The organism is Micromonospora peucetia (assembly GCF_900091625.1).
Taxonomy (GTDB): Bacteria; Actinomycetota; Actinomycetes; order Mycobacteriales; family Micromonosporaceae; genus Micromonospora; species Micromonospora peucetia.
In genome coordinates this window covers 3,201,929-3,224,274 of sequence record NZ_FMIC01000002.1, presented here as the reverse complement: position 1 = coordinate 3,224,274, position 22,346 = coordinate 3,201,929, and the positions used below count along the sequence as shown (strand labels likewise).

Sequence of the window (22,346 nt, the reverse complement as noted above, 5' to 3'; positions counted from 1 at the left end):
GTGATGTCATCCCACGTCCAATGCCAGCAGGTCCTCTTCGGTCTCCCGCCGGACGATCAGGCGCGCCCGGCCGTCGCGCACCGCGACCACCGGCGGCCGGGGCACATGGTTGTAGTTGCTGGCCATGCTCCGGCAGTAGGCGCCGGTGCCCGGCACCGCGACAAGATCTCCGGGCTGCACGTCGGCGGGCAGGAATTCATCCTTCACCACGATGTCCCCGGACTCACAGTGCTTTCCCACCACGCGGGCGAGCATCGGCCCGGCGGCCGACGCCCGGGACGCCAGCGTCGCGGAGTAGGACGCGTCGTAGAGGGCGGTGCGGATGTTGTCGCTCATCCCCCCGTCGACGCTCACGTAGGCACGACGCCCGTCGGCCGTGTCACCGCCCGCGCCCACCGGCACGGACTTCACCGTGCCCACCTCGTAGAGGGTGAACACGGCCGGCCCCACGATCGCCCGGCCCGGCTCGATCGAAAGGTGCGGCACCGCCAGCCGCTCCACCGCGCACTCGGACTCGACGATCCGGCGCAGCCGCTTCGCCAGGTCCTGCGGGGCCGCCGGGTCGTCCTGGGTGGTGTACGCGATGCCGAAGCCGCCGCCGAGGTCCAGTTCGGGCAACTCCACCCCGCGCGCGTCGCGGATCTGCGCCTGGAGGGCGAGCACCCGGCGGGCGGAGACCTCGAAGCCGCTGGCGTCGAAGATCTGCGAGCCGATGTGCGAGTGCAGGCCGCGCAACTCCAGCACGCCCTCGTCGAGCACCCGGAAGGCCGCCTCGGCCGCCGCCCCGCCCGCGAGGGAGAAGCCGAACTTCTGGTCCTCGTGCGCGGTGGCGATGAACTCGTGGGTGTGCGCCTCGACGCCGACCGTGACCCGGATCATCACCCGGGGGCGTACGCCCCGCTCCCGGGCGAGCGCGGTGAGCCGGTCGATCTCGTCGAACGAGTCGAGGATGATCCGGCCCACCCCGGCGTCCAGCGCCCGGGTCAGCTCGGCCACCGACTTGTTGTTGCCATGGAAGCCGATCCGCTCGGGCGGCATCCCGGCCGACAACGCGGTGGCCAGCTCGCCCCCGGTGCACACGTCGAGGCTCAGGCCCTCCTCGGCGATCATCCGGACCACCGCGCGGCAGAGGAACGCCTTGCCCGCGTAGTAGACGTCGACGCCGTCGAAGGCGCTGCGGAAGTCGCGGCAGCGCGAGCGCAGGTCGTCCTCGTCGAGGACGTACACCGGGGTGCCGAACTCGGCCGCGATGTCGCGGACGCCAAGGCCCGCGACGGTCAGCGCGCCGTCGGCGCCGCGCGCCACGTTGCGCGGCCACAGCTGCGGCACCAGGGCGTTGACGTCGGCCGGGGTACGCAGCCACGCCGGCCCCCGGCTGCCGATGTCACCGTGCAGCGCACCGGCCTCGTGAGCCCGCATTACCGGTCCTCACTTCGCGACTGCGGGGCTCGCAGGCCCACTCCTCGCGCTCGCAGACCCTCTCCGCTTCGCGACTGCGGGGCTCGCAAGCTCACTCCTCGCGCTCGCATCAGCCGTCTACATCCTCTCCGGGGCCGAGACGCCCAGCAGGCGCAGGCCGTTGGCGATCACGGTACGGGTGGCGTCGTTGAGCCAGAGCCGGGCCCGGTGCAGGTCGGTGGTCTCCTCGTCGCCGCGCGGCAGGATCCGGCACTCGTCGTAGAACCGGTGGTAGGCCCCGGCCAGCTCCTCCAGGTAGCGCGCCACCCGGTGCGGGCCGCGCAGCTCGGCCGCCGCGGCCACCACGGCGGGGAACTCGGCGAGCGCCTTGAGCAGCTCGTTCTCCTTCTCGTGGCCGAGCAGTTCCGGGTGGAACGCGGCGGCGTCGCCGCGGGTCAGCCCCACCTCGGCGGCGTTGCGGCCCACGCTGGCCGTCCGGGCCGCCACGTACTGCACGTAGTAGACCGGGTTGTCGCGGCTGGCCCGGGTCCACAGCTCGACGTCGATGTCGATCGGGGAGTCGCTGGAATAGCGGGCCAGCGCGTACCGGGAGGCGTCCACGCCGATCGCGTCGACCAGGTCCTCCAGGGTCACCACGGTGCCGGCCCGCTTGCTCATCCGGACCGGGGCACCGTCGCGGACCAGGTTGACCATCTGGCCGATCAGGATCTCCAGGCTGCGCTCCGGGTCGTCGCCGAAGCAGGCGGCCATCGCCTTCATCCGGCCGATGTAGCCGTGGTGGTCGGCGCCCAGCATGATCACGACCCGCTCGAAGCCGCGCTCCCGCTTGTCGAGGTAGTAGGCGCAGTCGGCGGCGAAGTACGTCCACTCGCCGTTGGACTTGCGCAGCACCCGGTCCTTGTCGTCGCCGAAGTCGGTGGTGCGCAGCCAGGTCGCGCCGTCGGACTCGAACACCCGCCCCTGCTCGCGCAGCCGTTCGAGGGCGAGGTCCAGCTCGCCCCGGTCGTGCAGGTCCTTCTCGTTGAAGTAGGTGTCGAACTCGACGCCGAAGCTGAGCAGCGAGGACTTGATCTCGGCGAACATCAGCGTCACGCCCTCGACCCGGAAGACCTCCTGGGCGGCGGCGTCGTCCAATTCCAGCACGTCGGGGCGGATCCCCCGGACGGCGTCGGCGATCTCGGTGATGTACGCCCCGGCGTACCCGTCCTCCGGGGCCGGCTCGCCCTTCGCGGCGGCAAGCAGCGAGCGGGCGAACCGGTCGATCTGCGAGCCCGCGTCGTTGAAATAGTATTCCGTGCCGACGTCGGCGCCGGTGGCGCGCAGGAGCCGGCTGAGCGCGTCGCCGACGGCCGCCCAGCGGACGCCACCGATGTGCACCGGGCCGGTCGGGTTCGCCGAGACGAACTCCAGGTTTATCCGCTGGCCGGCGAGCCGGTCGCTGCGGCCGTACGCCTCGCCGGCCTCGACGATCGTCCGGGCGAGCTGGCCGGCGCTGGCCGCGTCGAGCCGGATGTTGAGGAAGCCCGGCCCGGCGATCTCCACCGACTTGATCCCCGGGGCCCGGCCGAGCTGCTCGGCGAGGGCCGTGGCCAGCTCGCGCGGCGGGACGCCCACCTTCTTGCTGAGCTGAAGTGCCAGCGTGGAGGCGTAGTCGCCGTGCTCGGGGTTGCGAGGTCGCTCGACCACCGTCTCCTCCGGCAGGGCGGAGCGGTCCAGGCCACGCTCGGTGAAGACGGCGTGGGCTGCGGAGAGGACGACCTCGGCGAGTTCTGCGGGAGTCACCGATCCATGTTATCGGGGGTAGACTCGGCACCCGCGGCGGCGACCCAGTGTGTGAGACCGGCCCGCCGGATCCCCCGACCGACCGACCTGACGAGGCACCATGAGCATCAGCACACCGGGTGGCCCCGAGCGCCGCCCGACCGTGGTCAGCACCGGCAAGAAGCCGGCGGCGGGCCGGCCGGCTGCCGGCGGCAAGGCCGGGTCCGGCAGCGCCAAGACCGGGTCCGGCAAGCCGACGGGTTCCCGGCCCGGTGCCGGCGGCAAGGGCCGCAAGCCGATCACCCCGGTGAAGGTGAGCCAGGGCCGTTCCTGGGGTCCCATCGCGCTCTTCGTCGCCGTGGGAGTGCTCGCCGTGTCGATCATCGGTTACGGCGCCTGGGCGACGTTCCAGGGCTCCAAGCCCTGGGAGGACCGGGCGGACGCGATCGAGGGCATCGTCAACTTCCGCGAGAAGGACAAGGAGCTCGTCTCGGGCGGCAACCACACGACGGGGCCCGTCACCTACACGGTGCTCCCGCCGGTGGCCGGGCCACACAACGCGGCCTGGCAGAACTGCATGGGCGACGTCTACCCCGCCCAGATCGCCAACGAGCACGCGGTGCACAGCCTGGAGCACGGCACGATCTGGATCACCTACCGCCCCGACCTGCCCGCCGACCAGGTGACGAAGCTCGCCGAGAAGGTACGGGGCAAGGAGAAGATGATGCTCAGCCCGTTCGAGGGGCTGGACAAGCCGATCTCGCTCCAGGCGTGGGGCTACCAGCTCAAGGTCGACAACGCCGACGACACCCGGATCGACGAGTTCGTCAAGGCGCTCAAGGTCAACGCCTCGGTCGAGGGCCCGACCGCGCTGTGCAGCCAGGGCATCACCGCCACCGGCACCACCCCGCGCGATGACGCCCCCCAGATGCCGCAGGGTTGAGGAGAACGATGAGCATCCCGACCGCGATCGAAACCAGCGAGCCGGCCAGCCCGGCTCCGGAGGAGCGGCGACCATCCGCGCGCCGCTGGGGCACCGCGGCGCTGGCCCTGGCCGTCGTGGTCGGGCTGCTCCTCGGGTACGCCGGGGGCATGCTGACGCCCCGGCTGACCCGGCCGGGCGACGCCTCCGCGGAGGCGGGCTTCGCCCGGGACATGATGACCCACCACGCGCAGGCGGTGGAGATGGGCCTGATCGCCTTCGACGAGGGCGCGGACCCGGCGGTACGCAGCATCGGCGGCGACATCGCCACCGCCCAGCAGGGCGAGATCGGCACCATGCACACCTGGCTGCGCTTGTGGGGGCTCGACCCGTCGGGCAGCGAGCCGTCGATGTCGTGGATGTCCGACGGCGCGGGCCTGGTCAAGAACGGGCTGATGCCGGGCATGGCCACTCCCGAGGAGATGGCGAAGCTGCACGCGGCCGAGGGCCGGGAGCTGGACGTCCTCTTCCTGCAACTGATGATCAAGCATCACCTGGGCGGCATCCACATGATCGACGGCATCCTCGACGTCAGCGACGAGCCTGACGTGGTCAAGACCGCGCAAACCATGAAGAACACCCAGCAGAACGATCTCACCAATCTCCAGCACGCGCTGGAGCGGCTGGGCGGCTGAACCGCCCCCGCCACTGCCCGTCGAGAGGTCCGCGTCGCCGCCGGTTTCACCGGCCGACGCGGACCTCTCGCCGTTCCGACCACTCCACGTCCGGTCCATTCGGGTCCGTAGCCTTATGCACCTTCCGCCCGATTCCAACACTAAGAGAGTTTTCTCCATACATATCGTGACCAGTTGCGATTCGGGCTCGTTGCGCAGGACGTGGGGGTTGCACTGAGAGACGCACGGCGTTCGGTCACCAGTTGGTGCCGGCGCCACACCATCGGCGGTGACGGGGCGGTGGCAGCCGTCCGTCGCGGACAGCGGCAGGGCGAGCCGGGAACGCTCAGCCGCGAACAGGAACTCGAACTCATCGACGTCCTGCGGGGCGTCCACCCCGACCAGTTGGGCCTGGACGAGGAACTGTGGACGCGACAGAGCCTGCACGCCCTAATCCAGCGCCGCTTCGAACTGCCGATGGACGCCGGGGCGGTCGGGGCGTACCTGCGGGCCTGGGGGTTGGGTCCGCGGGAGCCCCGGGAGCGAGCCTGCGGGCTGTGCGTCGGCGCGGTGGAGCGCTGGGTGCGCAGCGAGTACCCGGCCATCACCAGGGCCGGGCAGGAGCACCTCGCCGAGGTCTACTGGATCGGTCGGGTACGCCTGCGCGGCACGATGCCGGCGGCGGACATCATCTCCGCCGTCTCGTCCCGTGGCCGGGTACGCTTCATGATCACCACGCCGTCGGTCGACCCTCCCCTCCCCCGCGACTTCGTGCTGCGGCTCAGCGGCGAGGAACAGCGGACCGTCCACCTGATCGTCGACGGCTCCTGGCCCCGCAACGAGTGGCCCCGGCGCCTGCCCCGCCGCATCGTGCTGCACCCACTGCCCAGCTGCGGCCGCGCCGTCGCCGCCTGACCGCCCCGCCGTCACCGCCTGACGGTGAGCGGTGGCACGACGGTCGGCCGGCCGCGCACCCGACCGCCCCGCTGCCGCCGGCTGACCGCCCTGCACCCTGCACCCTCCGGCGCCGGATGCCGGACACGGATGCCGGGCACGGATGCCAGGCCCGGATGCCAGGCACGGAGCCGAGCGTGGCAGCCGGAGCCGACCGGACTCCCAGCCACCTCCGGCGGGAGTTGACGGGTGGAACACCATGGTTGTCTCCCACGTCGGGAGACAACCATGGTGTTCCACCCGTGCCCACTACGTGCGTAGCCGCTCCCGCTATTCCGCCCGAGTGGCGTCAGGCGCGGGCGGCACGGGGGTGCGGGCGACACGAGGGCAGGCGCAGGATACCGATTCGGCATTCCGGGAAGGCGTTTGCTAGTCTTCTCCAGTCGCTGAGCCCCCGTAGCTCAGGGGATAGAGCACCGCCCTCCGGAGGCGGGGGCGCAGGTTCGAATCCTGCCGGGGGCACCAGTACAACCAGCCAAACGAAGCTCTTGACCTGCATGATCACGGTCAGGGGCTTCGTTCGTTTGTCCGGCCGTCACCGACGTTTCCGCGGCCACGATCGGCCAGTCCCGGCACATACTCGGCCGGCAGCTGTCACGGCGCCCCGTCGGGGGTGTGGGCCAGCAGACCCTCTTCGAGCAGCGTCAGTCCCGGTCGCCTCGCGGCGCTCCCGCTGAAGCGTCGTTGAGTGTCTGTGGCACGCCCGCGTGCCGGAACCGGCGCAGATGCGGGTGGTCTCGCTCTACCCGAGCACCCAGGTGCGCGACGACGCGGTGGCCCGCACGGACCGCTACCTCGCCGGGGCCGGCGGCGATGGCGACCTGGGCGACGGCCGCCGCCGAGGCGGACCCGCCCCGCCGAGCTGCGTGGGCTGCTCAGCACCCGGCGGGCCGGCCTCCGGCGGGCGCTGCGGGCCCAGGCCTGCGACAGGGCAGCCGCACAGGGGACGCCGCCGTGACCGGTACGCCCGAATCCGCGGACCAGGCGCGGCAACGCGCCGCGCCGCCACCGTTCAGCGCCCGGCGGCTCCTGCTCGTCGGCTCGGGGTCGGTTCGGCTCGGGGTCGGTCGGCGTGGCCTTTCTGCCCTTCTGGGTCAACTGGTTGCGCAGCTACCACCAGCCGCTGTGCCTCGCGCCCGTAGGGGCGGTGGACCTCAGCCGGTACGCGATGACGGTCGCCGGCCCGCCGCCTCGCCGGTGCGGAACGCCCGCCGGTACGCCGACGGCGAGGTCCGCATGGTGTGCGCGAAGTGGTGGCGGTAGGTGACCGCGCTGTCGAAGCCCACCGCCTCGGCGATCTTCTCGATCGGGGTCGTGGTGGTTTCGAGCAGGGCGAGGCTGGCCTGGATCCGCTGGTTGATCAGCCATCTGATCGGGGTGGTGCCGGTGGCCCGGGCGAAGTGCCGCAGGTAGGTGCGGGCCGACATGTGCGCCCTGCCGGCGAGGGTGTCGACGGTGATGGTGTCGGGCAGGTGCGCCACCGCCCACGCCATGCTCCCGGCGATGCGGTCGTCGGCCGGGTCGGCAGTCACCGGGGCCTCGATGAACTGGGCCTGCCCACCGTCGCGGTGCGGTGGTGTCACCAGGCGCCGGGCGACCGCGTTGGCGATGCCCGCCCCGTGGTCGCGCCGGACGACGTGCAGGCGCAGGTCGAGCCCGGCCGCGCTGCCGGCGCTGGTGAGCACCACGCCGTCGTCGACGTACAGCACGTCGGGGTCCAACGCGACACCCGGGTGGCGGCGACGGAACCGCTCGGCGTAGCGCCAGTGGGTGGTGGCGCGCCGGCCCGTGAGCAGCCCCGCCCCGGCCAGGGCAAAGGCACCCGAGCAGATGGACATGATCCGGGCGCCCCGGTGGCACGCGTGACGTAGCGCGGCGACCAGCCCGGGTGACGGGTCGGCCGACACGTCGGGGACACCGGGCACGATGACCGTGCCGGCCGCCGCGAACACCTCCAGGCCGTGTGGCGTGTGCAGGCTCGCCCCGCCGAGGACCCGCACCGCACCCGGCTCTTCGGCGCAGATTGTCAGCTCGTACCACGGGATGTCGAACTCGGGGCGCGGCAGGCCGAAGACCTCGGTGACGATGCCGAGCTCGAATGCCGACATCCCCTCGTAGGCGAGCACCGACACGGCGGGGCCGGGACGGCGGAGCGGAGGCATGGCGGGATGTTAGCGGACAGCGGCGTGGGGGCCACTGTCCAGCGCCGGTCCGCCGATCGAGGATCACTTCCATGTCGAACGCGTTCGCCGTCCCTCCCGCGCCCGCCGAGCAGGCCGTTGCCCACTTCGCCACCCGACTGCGCTTCGAGACCGACGCGAGCGACGTCCACGCCGACCTGGAGGCCGGCGTGGACGGGCTCGTGGTGGTGGACAGCCGGGGCGCCGCCGCGTGGCGGGGCGGGCACCTGCCCGGCGCGGTACACCTACCGACCGCCGAGATCCCGACGCGGGCCGCACTGCTGGTCCCCGCCGGAACCGCCGTGGTCACGTACTGCTGGGGGCCCGGCTGCAACGGCGCCACCCGGGCCGCCCTCGCCTTCGCCACGCTCGGATATCCGGTCAAGGAGATGCTCGGCGGCTACGAGTACTGGGTCCGCGAGGGTTTCCCCGTGCGAACCGCCAGCGGCATCCGCCGCCGCCCGGTGGACGATCTCACTGCCGTCGGGACCTCGTGTGACTGCTGAGGCACCCGCCTCCGCCGTCCACGCGGGCACCAGGCAGCGGCGGTGCCGCGACCACCGGGGCGTCAGTTGACGGCGATGCCGTGCAGGAAGCCGTCCTGGTCGCCGACCATGAGCATGTCACCGATGACCACCGGCGGGCTGTAGCAGTACGCGCTGGTGGTCAGCTGCAACCGGGTCCGGACCGATCCGGTGGTGAGGTCGACTGCGACCACCAGGCCGGTGGTGGTGGGAATCCACGCCACGCCGTCGTGGATGGCCGCGCCGGTGCTGACCGGACGGGCGCCGAGGCCGGTGGTCCACCGGGCCTGGCCGGTGGCCGGGTCCACCCGGGAGGCGGTGCGACCGCCGTCGTCGAACATCACCACGTCGCCGTTGTCGAGCAGGAGCTTCGGGGCGTAGATGTAGGAGCCGGCCACCGACCAGCGGAGCTCCCCGGTCGCGGGGTCCAGCGCGAACGCGCTGGTCACGGTGGACACCAGGACCAGGCCGTTGGGCAGCACCTCCAGGTTGTCCGCCCACGGGCCGTAGATGAGGCGGCTGTAGACGGTGGCACGGGTGGTGGTGGAGAACGACCACAGCACGGCACCGGTGCGGGCGTCGTGGGCGTAGACGTTTCCGTCCCCGGCGCCGGCGTAGACGCGGGTGCCGTCGCTGGCCGCGCGCCCGGCGAACATGCCCTTTCCGGCCACGTTCCAGACCGTGCCGCCGGTCCGTGCGTCGATGACCTGCCGGGTCGCCCCGGCGGAGAGCACCACCACGCTACGACCGTCGACCGTCGTCACCAGCGGGCTGCCGAGCACCGGTGCGCCGGCATCGTGGGTGAACCGGCGCCGGCCGGTGGCCGGGTCGAGGGCGTAGAGGCGGTGGTCGTCGGAGGGGACGTAGACGGTCCTCCCGTCGGGGGCGAACGCCGGCCGGCCGTGCACCGGGCCGATCCGCTCCCGCCAGCGCCGGGACAGCCCACGTCGGGTGGGCCGGGCGCCGATCACGGTCCCGTCGGTGGTGGCGGCGACCAGCAGATCGTCCCGGACGGCCAGGCCGGCCTGCACAGGCGCGCCGAGCTGTTCACTCCAGCGCAGCCGGCGGGCGGTGTCGGGAAGGTCGAAGGTGCGGGTCTGTTCGTACCAGGCACCGTCGGCGTCGGTGACCCGTACGGTCATCCGGTGCTCGCCCGGCGGCAGCGACGTGAGGTCCAGGCCGCCGGAGAAGCGGCGGCCGGCACCGTCGGAGGCCAGGTTCCGCCACTGGCCGGCGTCCTTGAGCCCGTACGTGTGCTGCGGGTAGAGCTGGGCCTTCACGTTGGCGGCGCGGACGTGCGGGGCGAGCCGCACCGACACGGCCAGCGCGGCGCCGGCCGGGTCGAGTGAGACCGCCTGGGGCCGCTGCGCGATGGCGGTCCGTGGCCCGCTGACCGGAATGTCCAGCACCGACCGGGACTCGGCGCTGCCGTCGGCGCCCCGCTGTACGGCGGTCACCTTCAGCACCTGGCCGTCAGGGCCGGCCGTGCGCTGCACCCAGTAGTAGATCGCTGAGCCGCGGGTGTCGTCGACCGCCAGCTGGGTCACCCCGTTGAACCGCTGCACCTGCTCGGCGTGCACGTGCCCGGCGAACACCGCCCGCACGTTGTAGCGGTCGAGCAGCTCCAGCAGCCGCTCCTGGTCGGAGACGTAGTAGTTGTCGCCGCCGAACGGGAAGTGGCACAGCAGGATGATCGGGACCCCGGGCGCGACCCGGTCCAGGTCCCGGGTCAGCCACCGGATGCCGGACTCGCCGAACCCGCCCGGTTCCTGAAGCAGGTGGCTGGGGTCCAGCGCGACGAAGTGCAGGCCGTCGAAGTCGAACGAGTACCGGCTCGGCCCGAACAGCTTGCCGTACCGCTCGCCGGCGGTGCTGTCCCATCGCCAGTCGTGGTTGCCCGGCACGTGCCGGATCTTGGGACGCAACGCCACCGGGATGGTGCCGAAGTAGGTGTCGTACTCGGCCACGGAGCCGTGTTCGACGATGTCCCCGACGTGGCAGACGATCGACGGGTTCCGAGCGGCGATCTGCTCGTACGCCCAGCGCACGCCCTCGGTCCGCTCAGGAAGGTCCACGTCGATCTGCGTGTCACCCAGCAGTGCGAACCCCGCAGACCACGGTCCACCGTGTCCGGGCGGGCCGGCCACCGCGGGCGCACCGCCGGTCACCGCGCCGGTGGCCGCCGCAGCGACGGCACCGACGCCCAGGCCGAGCAGCCTGCGGCGGTCCAGCGGAAGGCGAGCAGGTTCGGGGGCGGGCAGCGATGGCATCTTCTGTTCCTTCCGGAGACCGTCAGAATGCCGGGGAGTTTGGCACGGCCCCAACCGCCGAACCAACGGTTCTCCTGCACATCTCCGGAAATCCCGCAGTGGATCGTCAATATGACGAACTTAATGATCGATTCCTTGCATGATCTGGCCACCGTACCCACGCAGGCTGGCACGCGGTCCCGACCGGGCGGTCGGCGGCGCGCGTACGTCAGCCGGCGGCGCGGCGGGCGCGGGCCCGGCGCTTGCCCTCGTGCATGGCCTGCACCCGGGCGACCGGGATGGTGTGCCCCTGGGCGACGAGGTCCGCCGGGAGTTGCTGCGGCGCGGGCAGCCGCTCGGCCCACGGGTCGCTGTCGGCGACGAGCGCCGGGACGGTACGGATCGTGAAGTCCGCCGGGGTGACGTCGCCCAGGTCGGCCCAGTCCACCGGGAAGGAGACCGGCACGCCCGGTCGCAGCCGGGGGCTGTAGGCGGCCACCACGGTCGCCCCGCCGGCCCGGGTCGAGTCGACGAACACCTTGCCGCCCCGGTCCTCGCGGATGAAGGCGGTGGGGGCCAGCGCCGGGTCCAGTCGTTCGGCGCGGGCCGCCACGGCCCGGGTCGCGGCGGCCATGTCCTCCACCGTGGCGCCTTCCGCCACCGGCACGAAGACGTGCACGCCCTTGGCCCCGCTGGTCTTGACCGCACCGGCGAGCCCCGCGTCGGCGAGCGCCTGCCGGACCAGCCGTGCGGCGGCAACCGCCAGCCCGAAGGAGTCGCCCTCCGGCGGGTCGAGGTCGAGCACCATGTGGGTGGGGCGGTGCAGGTCGTCGACCGTGGCCAGGGTGGGGTGGTATTCCACCGCGCGCTGGTTGGCGAACCAGAGCAGGGTGCGCCGGTCGTCGCAGAGCGCGTACGAGATCTCGCGGTGCGACGCCTCGGCCCAGACCGGCGTGCGGGGCACCCAGTCCGGGGTGTACTTCGGCAGGTTCTTCTGCATGAACGGCGGCTGCCCCGGCCGTACCCTGATCACCGACAGCGGCCGGCCGCGCAACGGCGGCAGGATCCGCTCGCGTACCGCGTCGAGGTAGTCGACCAGGTCCCGTTTGGTCGCGCCGGCCCCGTCGAACAGCGGCTGGTCGAGGTTGGTCAGCGACACCCCGTCACGGGTCTCGTCAGCGCCACTCATCCGACCACCTTCGCGGCCCGGGGGCCGGCGGTCAACCGGACGCGGCGGGGCGATCCGCGAAGAACGGATCGCCGCCGGCCCGTACGGCGTCGAGCAGCCGTCGCGGGTGCCCCCGCGCGGCGGCGACCTGGCAGGCGGAGCCGGCGTCCCAGGCGTTGGGCAGGACCAGCGGGTCACCGGGCCGGTGCAGCACGCCGCCGCGCACACCACGTCCGGGACGGCGCGCAGGCGGTCCTGGCCACGCAGCGCCGTCGCCCGACTGGCGAGGTCGTCGGTCACACGCCGAATCTCGGCCGACCGGGGCCCGGCTCTAAGCTCCAGTCCGGTGCCGATGGACTGGGCCGCCTTCGGTGTCGAGAGGAGGCACCTTCATGTCCCAGGAGAACAACGAGGTGACCGTCGGCCAGGCGTCGCAGGCGTGCGGGCCGGCCGGCGAGCCCTGCGCCCCCGGCCAGGCCAAGGCGTGCACGGTACGCGAGGTGCTCGACCGGGTGGGCGGCAAGTGGAGCATCGGCATCCTGGTGGCCGCCTCCCAGGGCCCGGTGCGCTTCACGGAACTGGAGCGACGTGTGGAGGGGATCAGCCGCCGGATGCTCACCCTGACCCTGCGCAACCTGGAACGCGACGGGCTGCTGCACCGGACGGTCCACCCGACCGTCCCGCCGAGGGTGGAGTACACGGCGACGCCGATCGCGCTGGAACTCCACGGGGCGCTGGTCGCCCTCACCGACTGGGCGGAACGGCACCGCAGCGCGATCGCCGATGCCCGGGCCACGTACGACCGGGCGCGCGGCGCAGCCGACTGACGCACCGACGGCCTCCGGTGGAATGTCACGGGTGCCACCGGCGACCGAAGGCACCCGTGACGTTCCACCGTGCGACCCGTCACGCCCACCTCGGCGTACGGCCGGGGCAGGGCAGGGCGGGGGCAGCCGCGGGGTGGCACGGCGTGGGCATCCTGGAAGGGTGATTCGCTTCGTACTGAACGTCCTGTGGCTCGTCTTCGGCGGTGGCCTCGTTCTCGCCGCCGGCTACGGTCTCGCCGCGCTGATCTGTTTCCTGCTGGTCGTCACCATCCCCTTCGGCGTCGCCTCGCTGCGCCTGGCCGTGTACTCGTTGTGGCCCTTCGGCCGGACCCTGGTGCCGAGGCCCGGTGCCGGCGCCCCCTCCGGCCTGGCCAATCTCCTGTGGGTGGTGCTGGCCGGCTGGTGGCTCGCCCTGTCCCACATCGCCGCCGGCATCGCCCTGTGCGTCACGGTCGTCGGCATCCCGTTCGGCATCGCCAACTTCAAACTCGTACCGGCCGCCTTCTGGCCGCTCGGACGCGAGGTCGTCGACGCGCCCTGACACCCACCCACCACTGCGTTGATCATGAGGTTATCGGCCTGGAGAGCGCTTTCCGCAGGCGATAGCCTCATGATCAACGCGGCCGGGGAGGGTTAAACCTCAGGCGCTTGTGGGGAACGCCACGCTATCGATCTGACCGATCGGTCAGGGGCTGACCGATCGGTCAGGCATGCTGGTCGGGGAGGTGGGCCGGCATGGCGCGGATGGTTCCGGAGACGCACGACGAGATCCTTGCGGCGGCGGCTCGACGCTTCGCGGCGACCGGCTACCGGGGCACCTCGTTGCAGGACATCGCCCGCGAGGTGGGCTGTTCCAAGGCGACGGTGCTCTACCACTTCGCCAACAAGGAGGCCATTCTCACCGAGCTGATGGCCCCGGCGATCGCGGTTCTCCAGGCGCTCGACGAGCGGATCTCCGCGCACTGCGGCGCAGCCGCCCAGCGGGTCGCCGCCGAGGGCTTCGTCGACCTCGCGGTCCGGTTCCGGCGCGAGATCGCCCTGCTCCGGGGCGAGTTCCCGGAACTGCTCCAGCAGCCCGCCTTCGCGCACATCCAGCGGATCTCCGAGCGGCTGGTCGACGCGCTCGCCGGGCACCCGGAACGCCCGTCCGCCCGGATCACGGCGCTGGTGCTGCTCGCCGGCATCTCCGAGACCTGCGGGCAGTTCATCGACGTACCCGACGAGGAACTGCGCGTTGCGCTGCTGGCACTGACCGGGCGGGCGCTGGAGCCCGTCGACTGACCCGTACCCAACCATCCACGACCGAGGACAAGGAACTCATGGCCACCCTGCTATACCGGCTCGGCCGGGGCTCGATGCGCCGGCGGCGACTCGTCGCGGCGATCTGGCTCGTCGTACTCGTGGGTCTCGGCCTCGGCGCCGCGACCCTGCGCGGCCCGATAGCCGACAACTTCACCATGCCCGGCACGGAGTCGCAGCGTGCCCTGGACCTGCTCGCCGAGCAGTTCCCGGCGGCCAGCGGCGCGACCGGCACGATCGCGGTCAAGGCACCCGCCGACGGCGCGCTCGCCAGTCCGCAGGGGCAGGCCGTGGTGAAGGAACTCGCCCAGGAGGCCGCGACACTGCCCGGCGTCGTCGGCGCCGTCGACCCGTTCCAGGTGGGGGCGGTCTCCCCGGACGGCCGGTACGCGCTGGTCCAGGTCCAGTTCGCCACCGGCGCCGACGAGGTGACCGACGCCCAGCGCGACGCGTACGAGAAGGTCGGCGAGCGGGCCGAGACCCAGGGCTGGGAGATCGCACCCGGCGGCGAGGTGCTCAACAGCGCGCCGGAGGTCGGCTCGACCGAGGCGATCGGTGTCGCGGTCGCCGCGATCGTCCTGGTGATCACGTTCGGCTCGCTGGTGGCGGCTGGGATGACCATGCTCAACGCGCTGATCGGCGTGGGCGTCGGCATGGCCGGCCTCTTCGCGATCAGCAGCGTGGTCGACCTGAGCAGCACCGCGCCGATCCTCGCCCTGATGCTCGGCCTCGCGGTCGGCATCGACTACTCGCTCTTCATCACCTCCCGCTACCGGCAGAACCTGATCGAGGGGTTGCCACCGGACGAGGCGGTGGGCCGCGCCGTCGGCACCGCCGGGTCGGCCGTGGTCTTCGCCGGCGCCACCGTGGTCATCGCGCTGGCCGGGCTGGCCGTGGTGAACATCCCGTTCCTGACCGTGATGGGTCTGGCCGCCGCAGGCACGGTCACCATCGCGGTGCTGGTCGCGATCACGCTCCAGCCGGCGCTGCTCGGCTTCGCCGGCCGCCGGGTGCTCCCCCGCAAGCTGCGCTCGACGATCCCGACCGAGAACGGACCGACCGGGAACAAGGCGGCCGGGGACAAAGCTGCCGGGGACAAGGCGGACGGCGCCAACGGCGCGGTCACTTCGCCGGCCGAGGACCGGTCGGGCTTCGGGTTCCGCTGGGCGCGTGCCGTCACCCGGTTCCGGGTGCCGGCCATCCTGGTCGGGCTGATCGGCCTGGGGCTGCTCGCGCTGCCCGCGCCCGACATGCGGCTGGCGCTGCCCGACGCGAGCGCGGCGGCGGTCGGCTCGCCGGCCCGGGAGTCGAGCGACCTGATCACCGAGGGCTTCGGGCCGGGCTTCACCGGCCGCCTCGCGGTGGTCGTCGCCGGGGACACCCCGCAGGCGACCTCGGCCGCCGTCCCGCAGGTCACCGCGCTGATCCAGCGCACCGACAACGTGCTCGCGGTGGCTCCGCCGCAGCTCAGCCCGGACGGCCGTACCGCGCTGCTCGGGGTGGTGCCGAAGACCGGCCCGACCGACGAGGCCACCGAGACCCTGGTCAACGACGTCCGGGGAGCGGTGGGCGAGTTCCGCGACGTCGACGTGCTGCTGACCGGGGCGACCGCGGTCGGCATCGACGTCTCCGAGAAACTCACCGACGCCATGCCGGTCTACCTGCTGCTGGTGGTCGGGCTCTCGGTGCTGCTGCTGATGCTGGTCTTCCGCTCGCTGCTGGTGCCGGTGAAGGCCGCGCTGGGCTTCCTGCTCACCGTCGCCGCGACCTTCGGCATCACCGTTGCGGTGTTCCAGCAGGGCCACCTCGCCGACCTGGTCGGCCTGGACACGCCCAGTCCGCTGGTCAGCTTCCTGCCGATCCTGCTGATCGGCATCCTGTTCGGCCTGGCAATGGACTACGAGGTCTTCCTGGTCTCCCGGATGCGGGAGGACTTCGTACACGGTGACACCGCGCAGCAGGCCACCATCAACGGGATGGGGCACGGTGCCCGGGTGGTGACCGCCGCCGCGCTGATCATGATCGCGGTGTTCGGCGGCTTCGTCTTCCTCGACGACCCGGTCATCAAGTCGATGGGCTTCGCGCTCGCCGTCGGCGTCGCCATCGACGCCTTCGTGGTCCGGATGACGATCGTGCCGGCCGTGATGTCACTGCTCGGCAAGCGGGCCTGGTGGCTCCCGCGCTGGCTGGACAGGGCGCTGCCCAACGTCGACATCGAGGGCGAGGGCCTGCGCGCCCACCTCGACGAGAAGGTCGGAACCCGGGCCTGACCCACTCGATCAATGCAGTTGTGGTGCCCCACACCACCGGTGAAACCGGCTGGAACGGGCACCACAACTGCATGATCACCGAGGCCGGGGGCCGCAGCGCGGTCAGACGCCGGCGGGGTACGTCTCCATTTCGCCTGGGGTGGTCAGGGCCGGCAGCGGGTGCAGGGCGGTGGTTTCGTCGCACCACACGAAGGCGTCGTAGCGCTCCCCCAGCCGGGTAGGCACGTAGTTGCCCCACGACTCGAAGGACGGGTCGTAGACCACCCCGATCGCCCGGTGGTCGGCGGTCCCGGTGACCCAGTCGGGCTGGTCGTCGCCGCCGAAGACCAGCACGGCCCGCTCGGGCATCAGCTCGTGCAGCCGGTGCTCGACCGAGCCGGGGCGGGCCGGTGGCACCACCATCGCCTCGGCCGGCGAGCCCCAGCGCGGCGCGGCGGTGACCGTGCCCCGGTAGCCGCCGAAGCCGACCAGGACCACCTCGTCCGCGCCGTGCCGCTCGCGGGCCAGTTGGCCGATGTTGACCATCCCGTCGGCGGCCATCTCGGTGGCCCGGGCGTCGCCGATATGCGTGTTGTGCGCCCAGACGATCCCCCGCGCGCCCGGACCGTAGCGTTCCAGCAGCCGGTCCAGGGTGTCCGTCATGTGCGTGTCCCGGATGTTCCACGACTCCGGCCCGCCGTGCACCATCGCCCGGTAGTAGCGCTCCGCGCCGGCCACCACCTCCGCGTTCTGCCAGGCCGAGAAGCTGTCCGGGCCGTCGGCGGCGGCCTGTTCGCGGGTACGTGCCAGCAGCCGCACGACCTCCTCCTCGCAGCGGGCGGAGACGAACCGGCTGGCCATGCCGTACTCCTCGACCCGCTTGCCGTACGGCTCGAAGCAGCGGTACGCGTCCTGCGCCGCCTCCAGCGACGTCGGGTCCTCCTCGCCGAGATAGTCGAAGATCGCCTGCATGGACTCCCAGAGGCTGTAGACGTCCAGGCCGTGGAAGCCGGCCCGGGCGTCCTCGGGCCGCTCGACGTTCCACGCCCTCAGCCAGGCACAGAACCGGGACACCTCGGCGTTCGCCCACATCCAGGTCGGCCAGCGCTCGAAGCGTTCCAGCGCGGTACGCGGGTCGACGGCCCCGCCCGGAGCGGCGATCACCGAGCGGTGCACCCGGTCACAGTCGGGCCAGTCCCCCTCCACGGCGACGAAGGAGAACCCGCACTCGGCGATCAGCCGGCGGGTGAGCTGTTCGCGCAGCCGGTAGTAGTCGTAGTTGCCGTGCGTCGCCTCGCCGATCATCACGATCCGGGCGTCTCGTACGCGCTCCAGCAACGGGTCGAAGTCGCTCGGCGCGCCGAGCCGCTGAACCAGCATGGCGGGCGGCTACCCGGCGCGCCGCCGGACAAACCGCCGACCGTCGATCGGTGGGCGAGCCTGCCGCCCGCTCGGGCGAACCTCCGGGCGGGCGGTGTGCCGGCGGGCTGAGCGGGTAGCCCGCCGGCATGACCGTCACCGGCGTGCAGTTACAGGAGTATCTGGCCGGGCTCGACTACCCGGTCTCCCGGGAGGATCTGGTCCGCTGGGGCCAGGAGAACGGGGTCGGCACGGAGCTGCTCCAGGCGCTCCGGGCCCTGCCGGCGGAGGAGTTCGACTCCCCCGCCGAGCTGGGTGCGGCCCTGAACCCGCTGGCCTGAGCCGAGCCGGACAGCTCCGCCACGGCGGCCGGCGAGTGAGGCGCCAGAGCCGAGCCGGGCGGCCCCGCTACGGCGGCCGGCGAGTCAGGCGCCAGCGACGGTAGGCACGGCACGACCGCCGGTCAGCGGGCATGCAGCAGCCGGAACAGCACCAGCCACTGCTCGGGCCAGACGTGCCCGACCGGGGTCGCCGGGTCGAGCCGGGTCGCCCGCAACGCCGCCGACAGCCGCGCCCGCGGATAATGCCGGGCCAGCGAGGCCGCGAGCGAGCCGCCGACCCCGTCAAAGCCGATCTCCACCATCCGGCGGTACGCCGGCAGCGCCGACGCGGCCAGCAGCGGCTCCGGCCGCCGCTGGACCCGGAGGATGCCGGCGTCCACCCTCGGTACCGGGCGGAACGCGGTGCGGGGCACCCGTCCGGCGAGCCGCCAGCCGAACTCCGGCCAGGTCAGCACGGTCAGCCGGGTCCACCGGCCGTAGTCGCCGCTGCGCCGACGGGCGTACTCCAACTGGGTGAGCAGGGTGGCCACGCGCAGGCCGGGCGCGGCCAGGCACCAGCGCACCACGGCCGAGGTCAGCGACCAGGGAATGTTGCCGACCACATCGAACTCCTCGGGTGGCGGCGTGACGGTCAGGAAGTCGACCTGCCGGTGCGTCACGTTCGGCAGGGCCGCGCAGACCCTGGCCAGTTCGGCACCGGTGGCGGGGTCCACCTCGTACGCCGTCAGGTGCCGGCAGAGGGCGGCGAGCGGCCGGGTGAGCTGGCCCCGGCCGGCGCCCACCTCCAGCAGGAGCCGGTCGGGCCCGGGACGGGCGGCGTCGACCAGCCGGGCGATCGCGGCCGGGTCGGCGAGGAAGTTCTGGGAGAGTACGCGACGGGACCGGTCGCGTTCGGTTGCTCGGGTATGGCGTGACGCCACGTGTCGTCGTCCTGTCTGTCGCCGTGCGGCGACGGAGCGGACAGGCAGCCGCAAGCGGGGCCCGTCCGAGTGGTTCGGGGACTCGGACGGCCCTGTGCGTGACGCGGAACGCGGAGAGGGTGGCGCACGGCGACCCGCCACGGCGGGTGGACGACCGGGGTGGCGCCGACGGGCGGCACTCAGCCCGGGGGTGGCACCAGGATTCGTGGCGGGGGCGGTGCCACGCCCGGGGATGCCGGTGCGGTGGCGCCGCGGGTGCGGTGCGGGGTCAGTCGCGGGTCGCGCCGGCCAGGGCCGGACGCCGGACTCGCGGGCGGGCCACCAGCAGCGGCCCGAAGGCGGCCGGCGTGCCGGCCTCTTCGATCACAGCGTACGCGGACATGCGGCGACCCTAGCCGCGCCCGCCCCGGGAGGCGACCGCTTTTCCGCCTCGACGGCGCTGCCACTCGGCGACGCCAGGCGGACTCTCCCACCGTCAGCCCGGCAGGTCGACCGTCCCACCTCAGCCCGGCAGGTCGACGGTGCGACCCTCGGTACGGGCGGTCTCGGCGGCGGCGAGCACGGCGACGACCTCGCGGCCGAAGCGCACGTCGCAGCGGTGGTCCCGGGTGCCCGACCCGATCTCCTCCAGCAACTGGTCGATCGCCACTCCGAACGCGGTCGCCGAGTCGCCCTCGCCGTCCGGGACGCTCTCGACGCCGTTCTCGCCGTAGAAGACGAACTCCCGGCTCACCGCCTCCTGCGGCGCGTCCAGGGTCAGCGAGACCGTGCTGGTCGCACCCCCGTCGTGGGTGAGGAGCAGGTGGACGATCCCGCGCGGCCCGTCCATCGCGGCGACGCGGGTGACCCGGCCGAGCACCGGCAGGATGAGCGACAGCGCGTGCGGGCCGATGTCCCACAGTGCCCCGTGCGTGCGGCGCCAGGGCGAGGCCCCGTACGGGCTGCCGGGCTGGAAGATGGACCCGAACCGGATCGCCTTGGCGGTGTGCCATCCACCGGCGGCGGCCGTCGAGGCGAGGAAACCGGCGACGTCCGGCTGGTAGCGGCCGGTGAAGAAGACCACCGAGGCGACGCCCGTCGCCTGCGCGGCGTCGACCACCCGGTCGGCGTCGGCGACGCTCAACGCGAGCGGCTTGTCCAGCAGCAGGTGCCGGCCGGCGGTGGCCGCGCGAACCGCGAGGTCGGCCTGGACGTCCGGCGGGAGGGCCACAGCGACCGCGTCGCAGGCGTCGATCAGCGCGTCGGCGTCGGCGAACGCCGGCACCCCGTAGCGCTCGGCCAGCGCGGCGGCCTTGCGCGGATCCCGGCCCCACACGCCGGCGAACTCGATCTCCGGGTGCGCGTACAGCGCCGCACCGTGTGTCTTCGCCGCCCAGTGACCGGTGCCGAACAACCCGAACCGCACCACGAGAACCCCCACCGTCGTCGTCACGCCACGGCACCCGCGGCCCCGGTCCACGCTAGTCGCCCGCTCCCGTGCCCGCCCGCCCGACACCGATGGGCGGCGGTCACGGGGCGGCAGTCACGGGAAGGCAACGGGAAGGCAGTCACGGGGCGGCGGGTGAGAGGGTGTACTACACGGGTTAGTAGGCTGTGCCGGTGACCGAACCGCGCCCCGGGTGGCCCCGATGACCAGCGCAGCTACTGCGGGTTCGCCGGTGGACGGGCTCCTCGCGACCGCCTCGATCGTGTCGTCGCTCCTCGTCGCCGCCTGGGCACTGGTCGCCACGCTGCGGCACCGCGCGCCGGACCGGTTGCAGTTCGCCGGCCTGGCCGTGCTGGAGGTGGCGCTGCTCGCGCTGGCGGTGGTGGCGTTGGTCGCCCTCGGCGGGGGCGAGCGGCCGGGCGAGCCGGGGGCCTTCTTCGGGTACCTGACGACGCTGGTCTGCCTGCCGCCGCTGGCCTGGGTGCTGGCCCGGATGGAGCCGACGCGCTGGGGCTCGGCCATCGTCTGCGCGGTCTGTCTGGTCACACCGGTGGTCGTCGTACGGCTCCAGCAGACCTGGGAGGTGCTGGGTGGCTGACGTACGCGCCCCGGAACAGAAGCGGACCAACGCCGGCCCGGGACGGCTGCTGATCGCGGTCTACCTGCTCTTCGCAATCGCCGCGACGAGCCGCGCCGGCCTGCAGATCGCCACGAAGTTCGACGAGGCACCCGTGGCGTACCTGCTCTCGGCCCTCGCCGCGGCCATCTACATCGTCGCGGCGGTGGGGCTGGCCCGCGCCGGTTCCGCCGGCCGGCGGGTCGCCCTGGCGTGCTGCGCCGTGGAGCTGGCCGGGGTGCTCGGCGTCGGGATCCTCAGCCTCGCCGACCCGGAACTCTTCCCGGACGAGACGGTCTGGTCGCGGTTCGGCAGCGGGTACGGCTACATCCCGCTGGTCCTGCCGGTGCTCGGCCTGCTCTGGCTCTGGCACACCCGCCGCCCCACCCCACGCTGACCCCCAACCCCCCGCCACCCCCGCCCCCGCACCCCTCCACCCCGTCGATCTTGCAGTTTCGGCCCCCGCAAAGGCGACAAAGCCGGCAAAGGTAGGGCCACAACTGCAAGATCGACGAGGAGAGCGCGGGGCGGGGAGCGGGGACAGGGTGGGCGGGGCAGGGTGGGCGGGGGTGGGGTTAGGACTTGGGGCCGCCGGCGACGTAGATGACCTGGCCGGAGACGAAGGAGGCGCCCTCGCTGGCCAGGAACGAGATGGTGTGCGCGATGTCCTCGGGCCGGCCGACCCGGCGTACCGCGATCTCGGACTCGGCGTGCTTCTGGAGCGCCTCGAAGTCGACCTTCATCCGGGCGGCGGTGGCGGCGGTCATGTCGGTGACGATGAAGCCGGGCGCGACCGCGTTGACGGTCACCCCGTACGGGCCCAGCTCGATGGCGAGGGTCTTGGTGAAGCCCTGGAGGCCGGCCTTCGCCGCCGCGTAGTTCGCCTGGCCCCGGTTGCCCAGCGCCGAGGTGCTGGACAGGTTGACGATCCGGCCCCACTTCTGCTCGACCATGTGCTTCTGGGCGGCCTGGCTGAACAGGAAAGCGCCGCGCAGGTGCACGCCCATGACCGTGTCCCAGTCGGCGTCGGTCATCTTGAACAGCAGATTGTCGCGGAGCACGCCGGCGTTGTTGACCAGGACCGCCGGGGCACCCAACTCGGCGGCGACCCGCTGCACGGCCGCCTCGACCTGGGTCCGGTCGGACACGTCGGCGCCGACGCCGAGCGCCCGGCCGCCGGCTGCGGCGATGGCGTCCACGGTCTCCTTGGTCGCCGACTCCTCGATGTCGACCACGGCGACCGCGAGGCCGTCGGCCGCGAGCCGGCGGGCGGTGGCCGCCCCGATCCCCCGCGCCGCCCCCGTGACGATGGCGACCCGCTGCCCCTCCGACATGCCTACCTCCCGGTAACTTGCATTCGATCGAAGGAGCTTAACCCAGCCGTACGCCGTCCCGGCCGGACGCGGGAGGCCGGAACCGGGCGGTGACGACATGGCGGCGGGGCCGGACAATCGCTGT

General features: G+C 72.8%; 20 protein-coding genes, 1 tRNA gene and 2 pseudogenes. 13 read left to right on the top strand and 10 right to left on the bottom strand.

The window, feature by feature from the left end:
* Positions 1 to 6 precede the first annotated feature (6 nt).
* Together lysA and argS are read right to left on the bottom strand one after the other, a co-directional pair.
* Positions 7 to 1,419, bottom strand: coding sequence for a diaminopimelate decarboxylase (gene lysA / locus GA0070608_RS15160; protein ID WP_091628426.1), 1,413 nt, complete (start codon positions 1,417 to 1,419; stop codon positions 7 to 9).
* 117 nt (positions 1,420 to 1,536) lie between these two features.
* Positions 1,537 to 3,201, bottom strand: a complete 1,665-nt coding sequence (gene argS / locus GA0070608_RS15155) for an arginine--tRNA ligase (RefSeq protein ID WP_091628424.1) — start codon at positions 3,199 to 3,201, stop codon at positions 1,537 to 1,539.
* 100 nt (positions 3,202 to 3,301) lie between these two features.
* Here argS and GA0070608_RS15150 point away from each other — a divergent pair, with 100 nt between their 5' ends.
* The 4 genes from GA0070608_RS15150 to GA0070608_RS15135 all read left to right on the top strand — a co-directional run bounded on the left by GA0070608_RS15150 (position 3,302) and on the right by GA0070608_RS15135 (position 6,195).
* The gene (locus GA0070608_RS15150) at positions 3,302 to 4,123 is read left to right on the top strand and encodes a thioredoxin-like domain-containing protein (protein ID WP_091628422.1); all 822 of its coding nucleotides are present in this window, start codon (positions 3,302 to 3,304) and stop codon (positions 4,121 to 4,123) included.
* Between the two features lie 8 nt (positions 4,124 to 4,131).
* Positions 4,132 to 4,797 (top strand): DUF305 domain-containing protein, encoded by a 666-nt coding sequence (locus tag GA0070608_RS15145; protein WP_091628420.1) that lies wholly within the window; start codon positions 4,132 to 4,134, stop codon positions 4,795 to 4,797.
* A 201-nt stretch (positions 4,798 to 4,998) separates the two neighbouring features.
* The gene (locus GA0070608_RS15140) at positions 4,999 to 5,691 is read left to right on the top strand and encodes a winged helix-turn-helix domain-containing protein (protein ID WP_091628417.1); all 693 of its coding nucleotides are present in this window, start codon (positions 4,999 to 5,001) and stop codon (positions 5,689 to 5,691) included.
* A gap of 429 nt (positions 5,692 to 6,120) precedes the next feature.
* A tRNA-Arg gene (locus GA0070608_RS15135) sits at positions 6,121 to 6,195 on the top strand.
* Between the two features lie 689 nt (positions 6,196 to 6,884).
* Here the strand turns inward: GA0070608_RS15135 and GA0070608_RS15130 are convergent.
* Positions 6,885 to 7,892: a helix-turn-helix domain-containing protein gene (locus GA0070608_RS15130; protein WP_091628414.1), complete on the bottom strand. Its 1,008-nt coding sequence runs from the start codon at positions 7,890 to 7,892 to the stop codon at positions 6,885 to 6,887.
* A gap of 71 nt (positions 7,893 to 7,963) precedes the next feature.
* On the opposite strand from GA0070608_RS15130, the gene GA0070608_RS15125 reads away from it, so the two are divergent.
* Positions 7,964 to 8,416, top strand: a complete 453-nt coding sequence (locus GA0070608_RS15125; RefSeq protein WP_091628411.1) for a rhodanese-like domain-containing protein — start codon at positions 7,964 to 7,966, stop codon at positions 8,414 to 8,416.
* A gap of 62 nt (positions 8,417 to 8,478) precedes the next feature.
* On the opposite strand, the gene GA0070608_RS15120 is transcribed toward GA0070608_RS15125, so the two are convergent.
* The 3 genes from GA0070608_RS15120 to GA0070608_RS33430 form a co-directional block, all read right to left on the bottom strand.
* Positions 8,479 to 10,704, bottom strand: a complete 2,226-nt coding sequence (locus tag GA0070608_RS15120; protein WP_091628409.1) for an outer membrane protein assembly factor BamB family protein — start codon at positions 10,702 to 10,704, stop codon at positions 8,479 to 8,481.
* A 208-nt stretch (positions 10,705 to 10,912) separates the two neighbouring features.
* The gene (locus GA0070608_RS15115) at positions 10,913 to 11,872 is read right to left on the bottom strand and encodes a DNA polymerase domain-containing protein (RefSeq protein ID WP_091628407.1); all 960 of its coding nucleotides are present in this window, start codon (positions 11,870 to 11,872) and stop codon (positions 10,913 to 10,915) included.
* Positions 11,873 to 11,903: 31 nt separating this feature from the next.
* The gene (locus GA0070608_RS33430; RefSeq protein WP_245715796.1) at positions 11,904 to 12,077 is read right to left on the bottom strand and encodes an isocitrate lyase/phosphoenolpyruvate mutase family protein; all 174 of its coding nucleotides are present in this window, start codon (positions 12,075 to 12,077) and stop codon (positions 11,904 to 11,906) included.
* Positions 12,078 to 12,243: 166 nt separating this feature from the next.
* On the opposite strand from GA0070608_RS33430, the gene GA0070608_RS15110 reads away from it, so the two are divergent.
* From GA0070608_RS15110 to GA0070608_RS34295, 5 genes and pseudogenes are all read left to right on the top strand, one after another.
* On the top strand, positions 12,244 to 12,678 hold the full coding sequence (locus GA0070608_RS15110) for a winged helix-turn-helix transcriptional regulator (RefSeq protein ID WP_091628404.1): 435 nt from the start codon (positions 12,244 to 12,246) through the stop codon (positions 12,676 to 12,678).
* A gap of 160 nt (positions 12,679 to 12,838) precedes the next feature.
* The gene (locus GA0070608_RS15105; RefSeq protein ID WP_176733728.1) at positions 12,839 to 13,219 is read left to right on the top strand and encodes a YccF domain-containing protein; all 381 of its coding nucleotides are present in this window, start codon (positions 12,839 to 12,841) and stop codon (positions 13,217 to 13,219) included.
* A gap of 194 nt (positions 13,220 to 13,413) precedes the next feature.
* The gene (locus tag GA0070608_RS15100) at positions 13,414 to 13,959 is read left to right on the top strand and encodes a TetR/AcrR family transcriptional regulator (RefSeq protein WP_091628400.1); all 546 of its coding nucleotides are present in this window, start codon (positions 13,414 to 13,416) and stop codon (positions 13,957 to 13,959) included.
* Between the two features lie 38 nt (positions 13,960 to 13,997).
* Positions 13,998 to 15,009, top strand: a pseudogene (locus GA0070608_RS34300) (MMPL family transporter); the annotation flags it as partial.
* A gap of 101 nt (positions 15,010 to 15,110) precedes the next feature.
* A pseudogene (locus tag GA0070608_RS34295) lies at positions 15,111 to 16,247 on the top strand (MMPL family transporter); the annotation flags it as partial.
* Between the two features lie 102 nt (positions 16,248 to 16,349).
* Here GA0070608_RS34295 and GA0070608_RS15090 read toward each other — a convergent pair.
* Positions 16,350 to 17,606, bottom strand: coding sequence for an erythromycin esterase family protein (locus tag GA0070608_RS15090; RefSeq protein ID WP_091628396.1), 1,257 nt, complete (start codon positions 17,604 to 17,606; stop codon positions 16,350 to 16,352).
* A 128-nt stretch (positions 17,607 to 17,734) separates the two neighbouring features.
* Here GA0070608_RS15090 and GA0070608_RS15085 point away from each other — a divergent pair, with 128 nt between their 5' ends.
* On the top strand, positions 17,735 to 17,926 hold the full coding sequence (locus tag GA0070608_RS15085; RefSeq protein WP_091628394.1) for a DUF2795 domain-containing protein: 192 nt from the start codon (positions 17,735 to 17,737) through the stop codon (positions 17,924 to 17,926).
* A gap of 122 nt (positions 17,927 to 18,048) precedes the next feature.
* Here the strand turns inward: GA0070608_RS15085 and erm are convergent, their stop codons facing one another.
* Both erm and GA0070608_RS15075 read right to left on the bottom strand, forming a co-directional pair.
* A complete protein-coding gene (gene erm / locus GA0070608_RS15080; RefSeq protein WP_091628392.1) occupies positions 18,049 to 18,846 on the bottom strand; it encodes an ErmE/ErmH/ErmO/ErmR family 23S rRNA (adenine(2058)-N(6))-methyltransferase in 798 nt (265 codons plus the stop codon).
* Positions 18,847 to 19,348: 502 nt separating this feature from the next.
* Positions 19,349 to 20,254, bottom strand: a complete 906-nt coding sequence (locus tag GA0070608_RS15075; RefSeq protein WP_176733963.1) for a Gfo/Idh/MocA family protein — start codon at positions 20,252 to 20,254, stop codon at positions 19,349 to 19,351.
* Between the two features lie 220 nt (positions 20,255 to 20,474).
* Between GA0070608_RS15075 and GA0070608_RS15070 the strand changes: the two genes are divergently transcribed.
* Together GA0070608_RS15070 and GA0070608_RS15065 are read left to right on the top strand one after the other, a co-directional pair.
* A complete protein-coding gene (locus GA0070608_RS15070; RefSeq protein WP_091635152.1) occupies positions 20,475 to 20,870 on the top strand; it encodes a hypothetical protein in 396 nt (131 codons plus the stop codon).
* Complete coding sequence (locus tag GA0070608_RS15065; protein WP_091628389.1) at positions 20,863 to 21,285, top strand: hypothetical protein; 423 nt, start codon at positions 20,863 to 20,865, stop codon at positions 21,283 to 21,285. The genes GA0070608_RS15070 and GA0070608_RS15065 overlap by 8 nt, the downstream gene beginning before the upstream one ends.
* Positions 21,286 to 21,463: 178 nt before the next feature.
* Here the strand turns inward: GA0070608_RS15065 and fabG are convergent, their stop codons facing one another.
* Positions 21,464 to 22,222 (bottom strand): 3-oxoacyl-ACP reductase FabG, encoded by a 759-nt coding sequence (gene fabG / locus GA0070608_RS15060; protein ID WP_091628387.1) that lies wholly within the window; start codon positions 22,220 to 22,222, stop codon positions 21,464 to 21,466.
* Positions 22,223 to 22,346: the final 124 nt, after the last annotated feature.

Bases quoted from the DNA above. Each gene is read 5' to 3' on its own strand.
- GA0070608_RS15090 (WP_091628396.1), bottom strand. From the start codon at position 17,606: ATGCTGGTTCAGCGGCTCGGCGCGCCGAGCGACTTCGACCCGTTGCTG.
- GA0070608_RS15150 (WP_091628422.1), top strand. From the start codon at position 3,302: ATGAGCATCAGCACACCGGGTGGCCCCGAGCGCCGCCCGACCGTGGTC.
- GA0070608_RS15115 (WP_091628407.1), bottom strand. From the start codon at position 11,872: ATGAGTGGCGCTGACGAGACCCGTGACGGGGTGTCGCTGACCAACCTC.
- GA0070608_RS15085 (WP_091628394.1), top strand. From the start codon at position 17,735: ATGACCGTCACCGGCGTGCAGTTACAGGAGTATCTGGCCGGGCTCGAC.
- GA0070608_RS15070 (WP_091635152.1), top strand. From the start codon at position 20,475: ATGACCAGCGCAGCTACTGCGGGTTCGCCGGTGGACGGGCTCCTCGCG.
- lysA (WP_091628426.1), bottom strand. From the start codon at position 1,419: ATGCGGGCTCACGAGGCCGGTGCGCTGCACGGTGACATCGGCAGCCGG.
- fabG (WP_091628387.1), bottom strand. From the start codon at position 22,222: ATGTCGGAGGGGCAGCGGGTCGCCATCGTCACGGGGGCGGCGCGGGGG.
- GA0070608_RS15145 (WP_091628420.1), top strand. From the start codon at position 4,132: ATGAGCATCCCGACCGCGATCGAAACCAGCGAGCCGGCCAGCCCGGCT.
- GA0070608_RS15130 (WP_091628414.1), bottom strand. From the start codon at position 7,892: ATGCCTCCGCTCCGCCGTCCCGGCCCCGCCGTGTCGGTGCTCGCCTAC.
- GA0070608_RS15120 (WP_091628409.1), bottom strand. From the start codon at position 10,704: ATGCCATCGCTGCCCGCCCCCGAACCTGCTCGCCTTCCGCTGGACCGC.
- GA0070608_RS15110 (WP_091628404.1), top strand. From the start codon at position 12,244: ATGTCCCAGGAGAACAACGAGGTGACCGTCGGCCAGGCGTCGCAGGCG.
- GA0070608_RS15100 (WP_091628400.1), top strand. From the start codon at position 13,414: ATGGCGCGGATGGTTCCGGAGACGCACGACGAGATCCTTGCGGCGGCG.
- GA0070608_RS15125 (WP_091628411.1), top strand. From the start codon at position 7,964: ATGTCGAACGCGTTCGCCGTCCCTCCCGCGCCCGCCGAGCAGGCCGTT.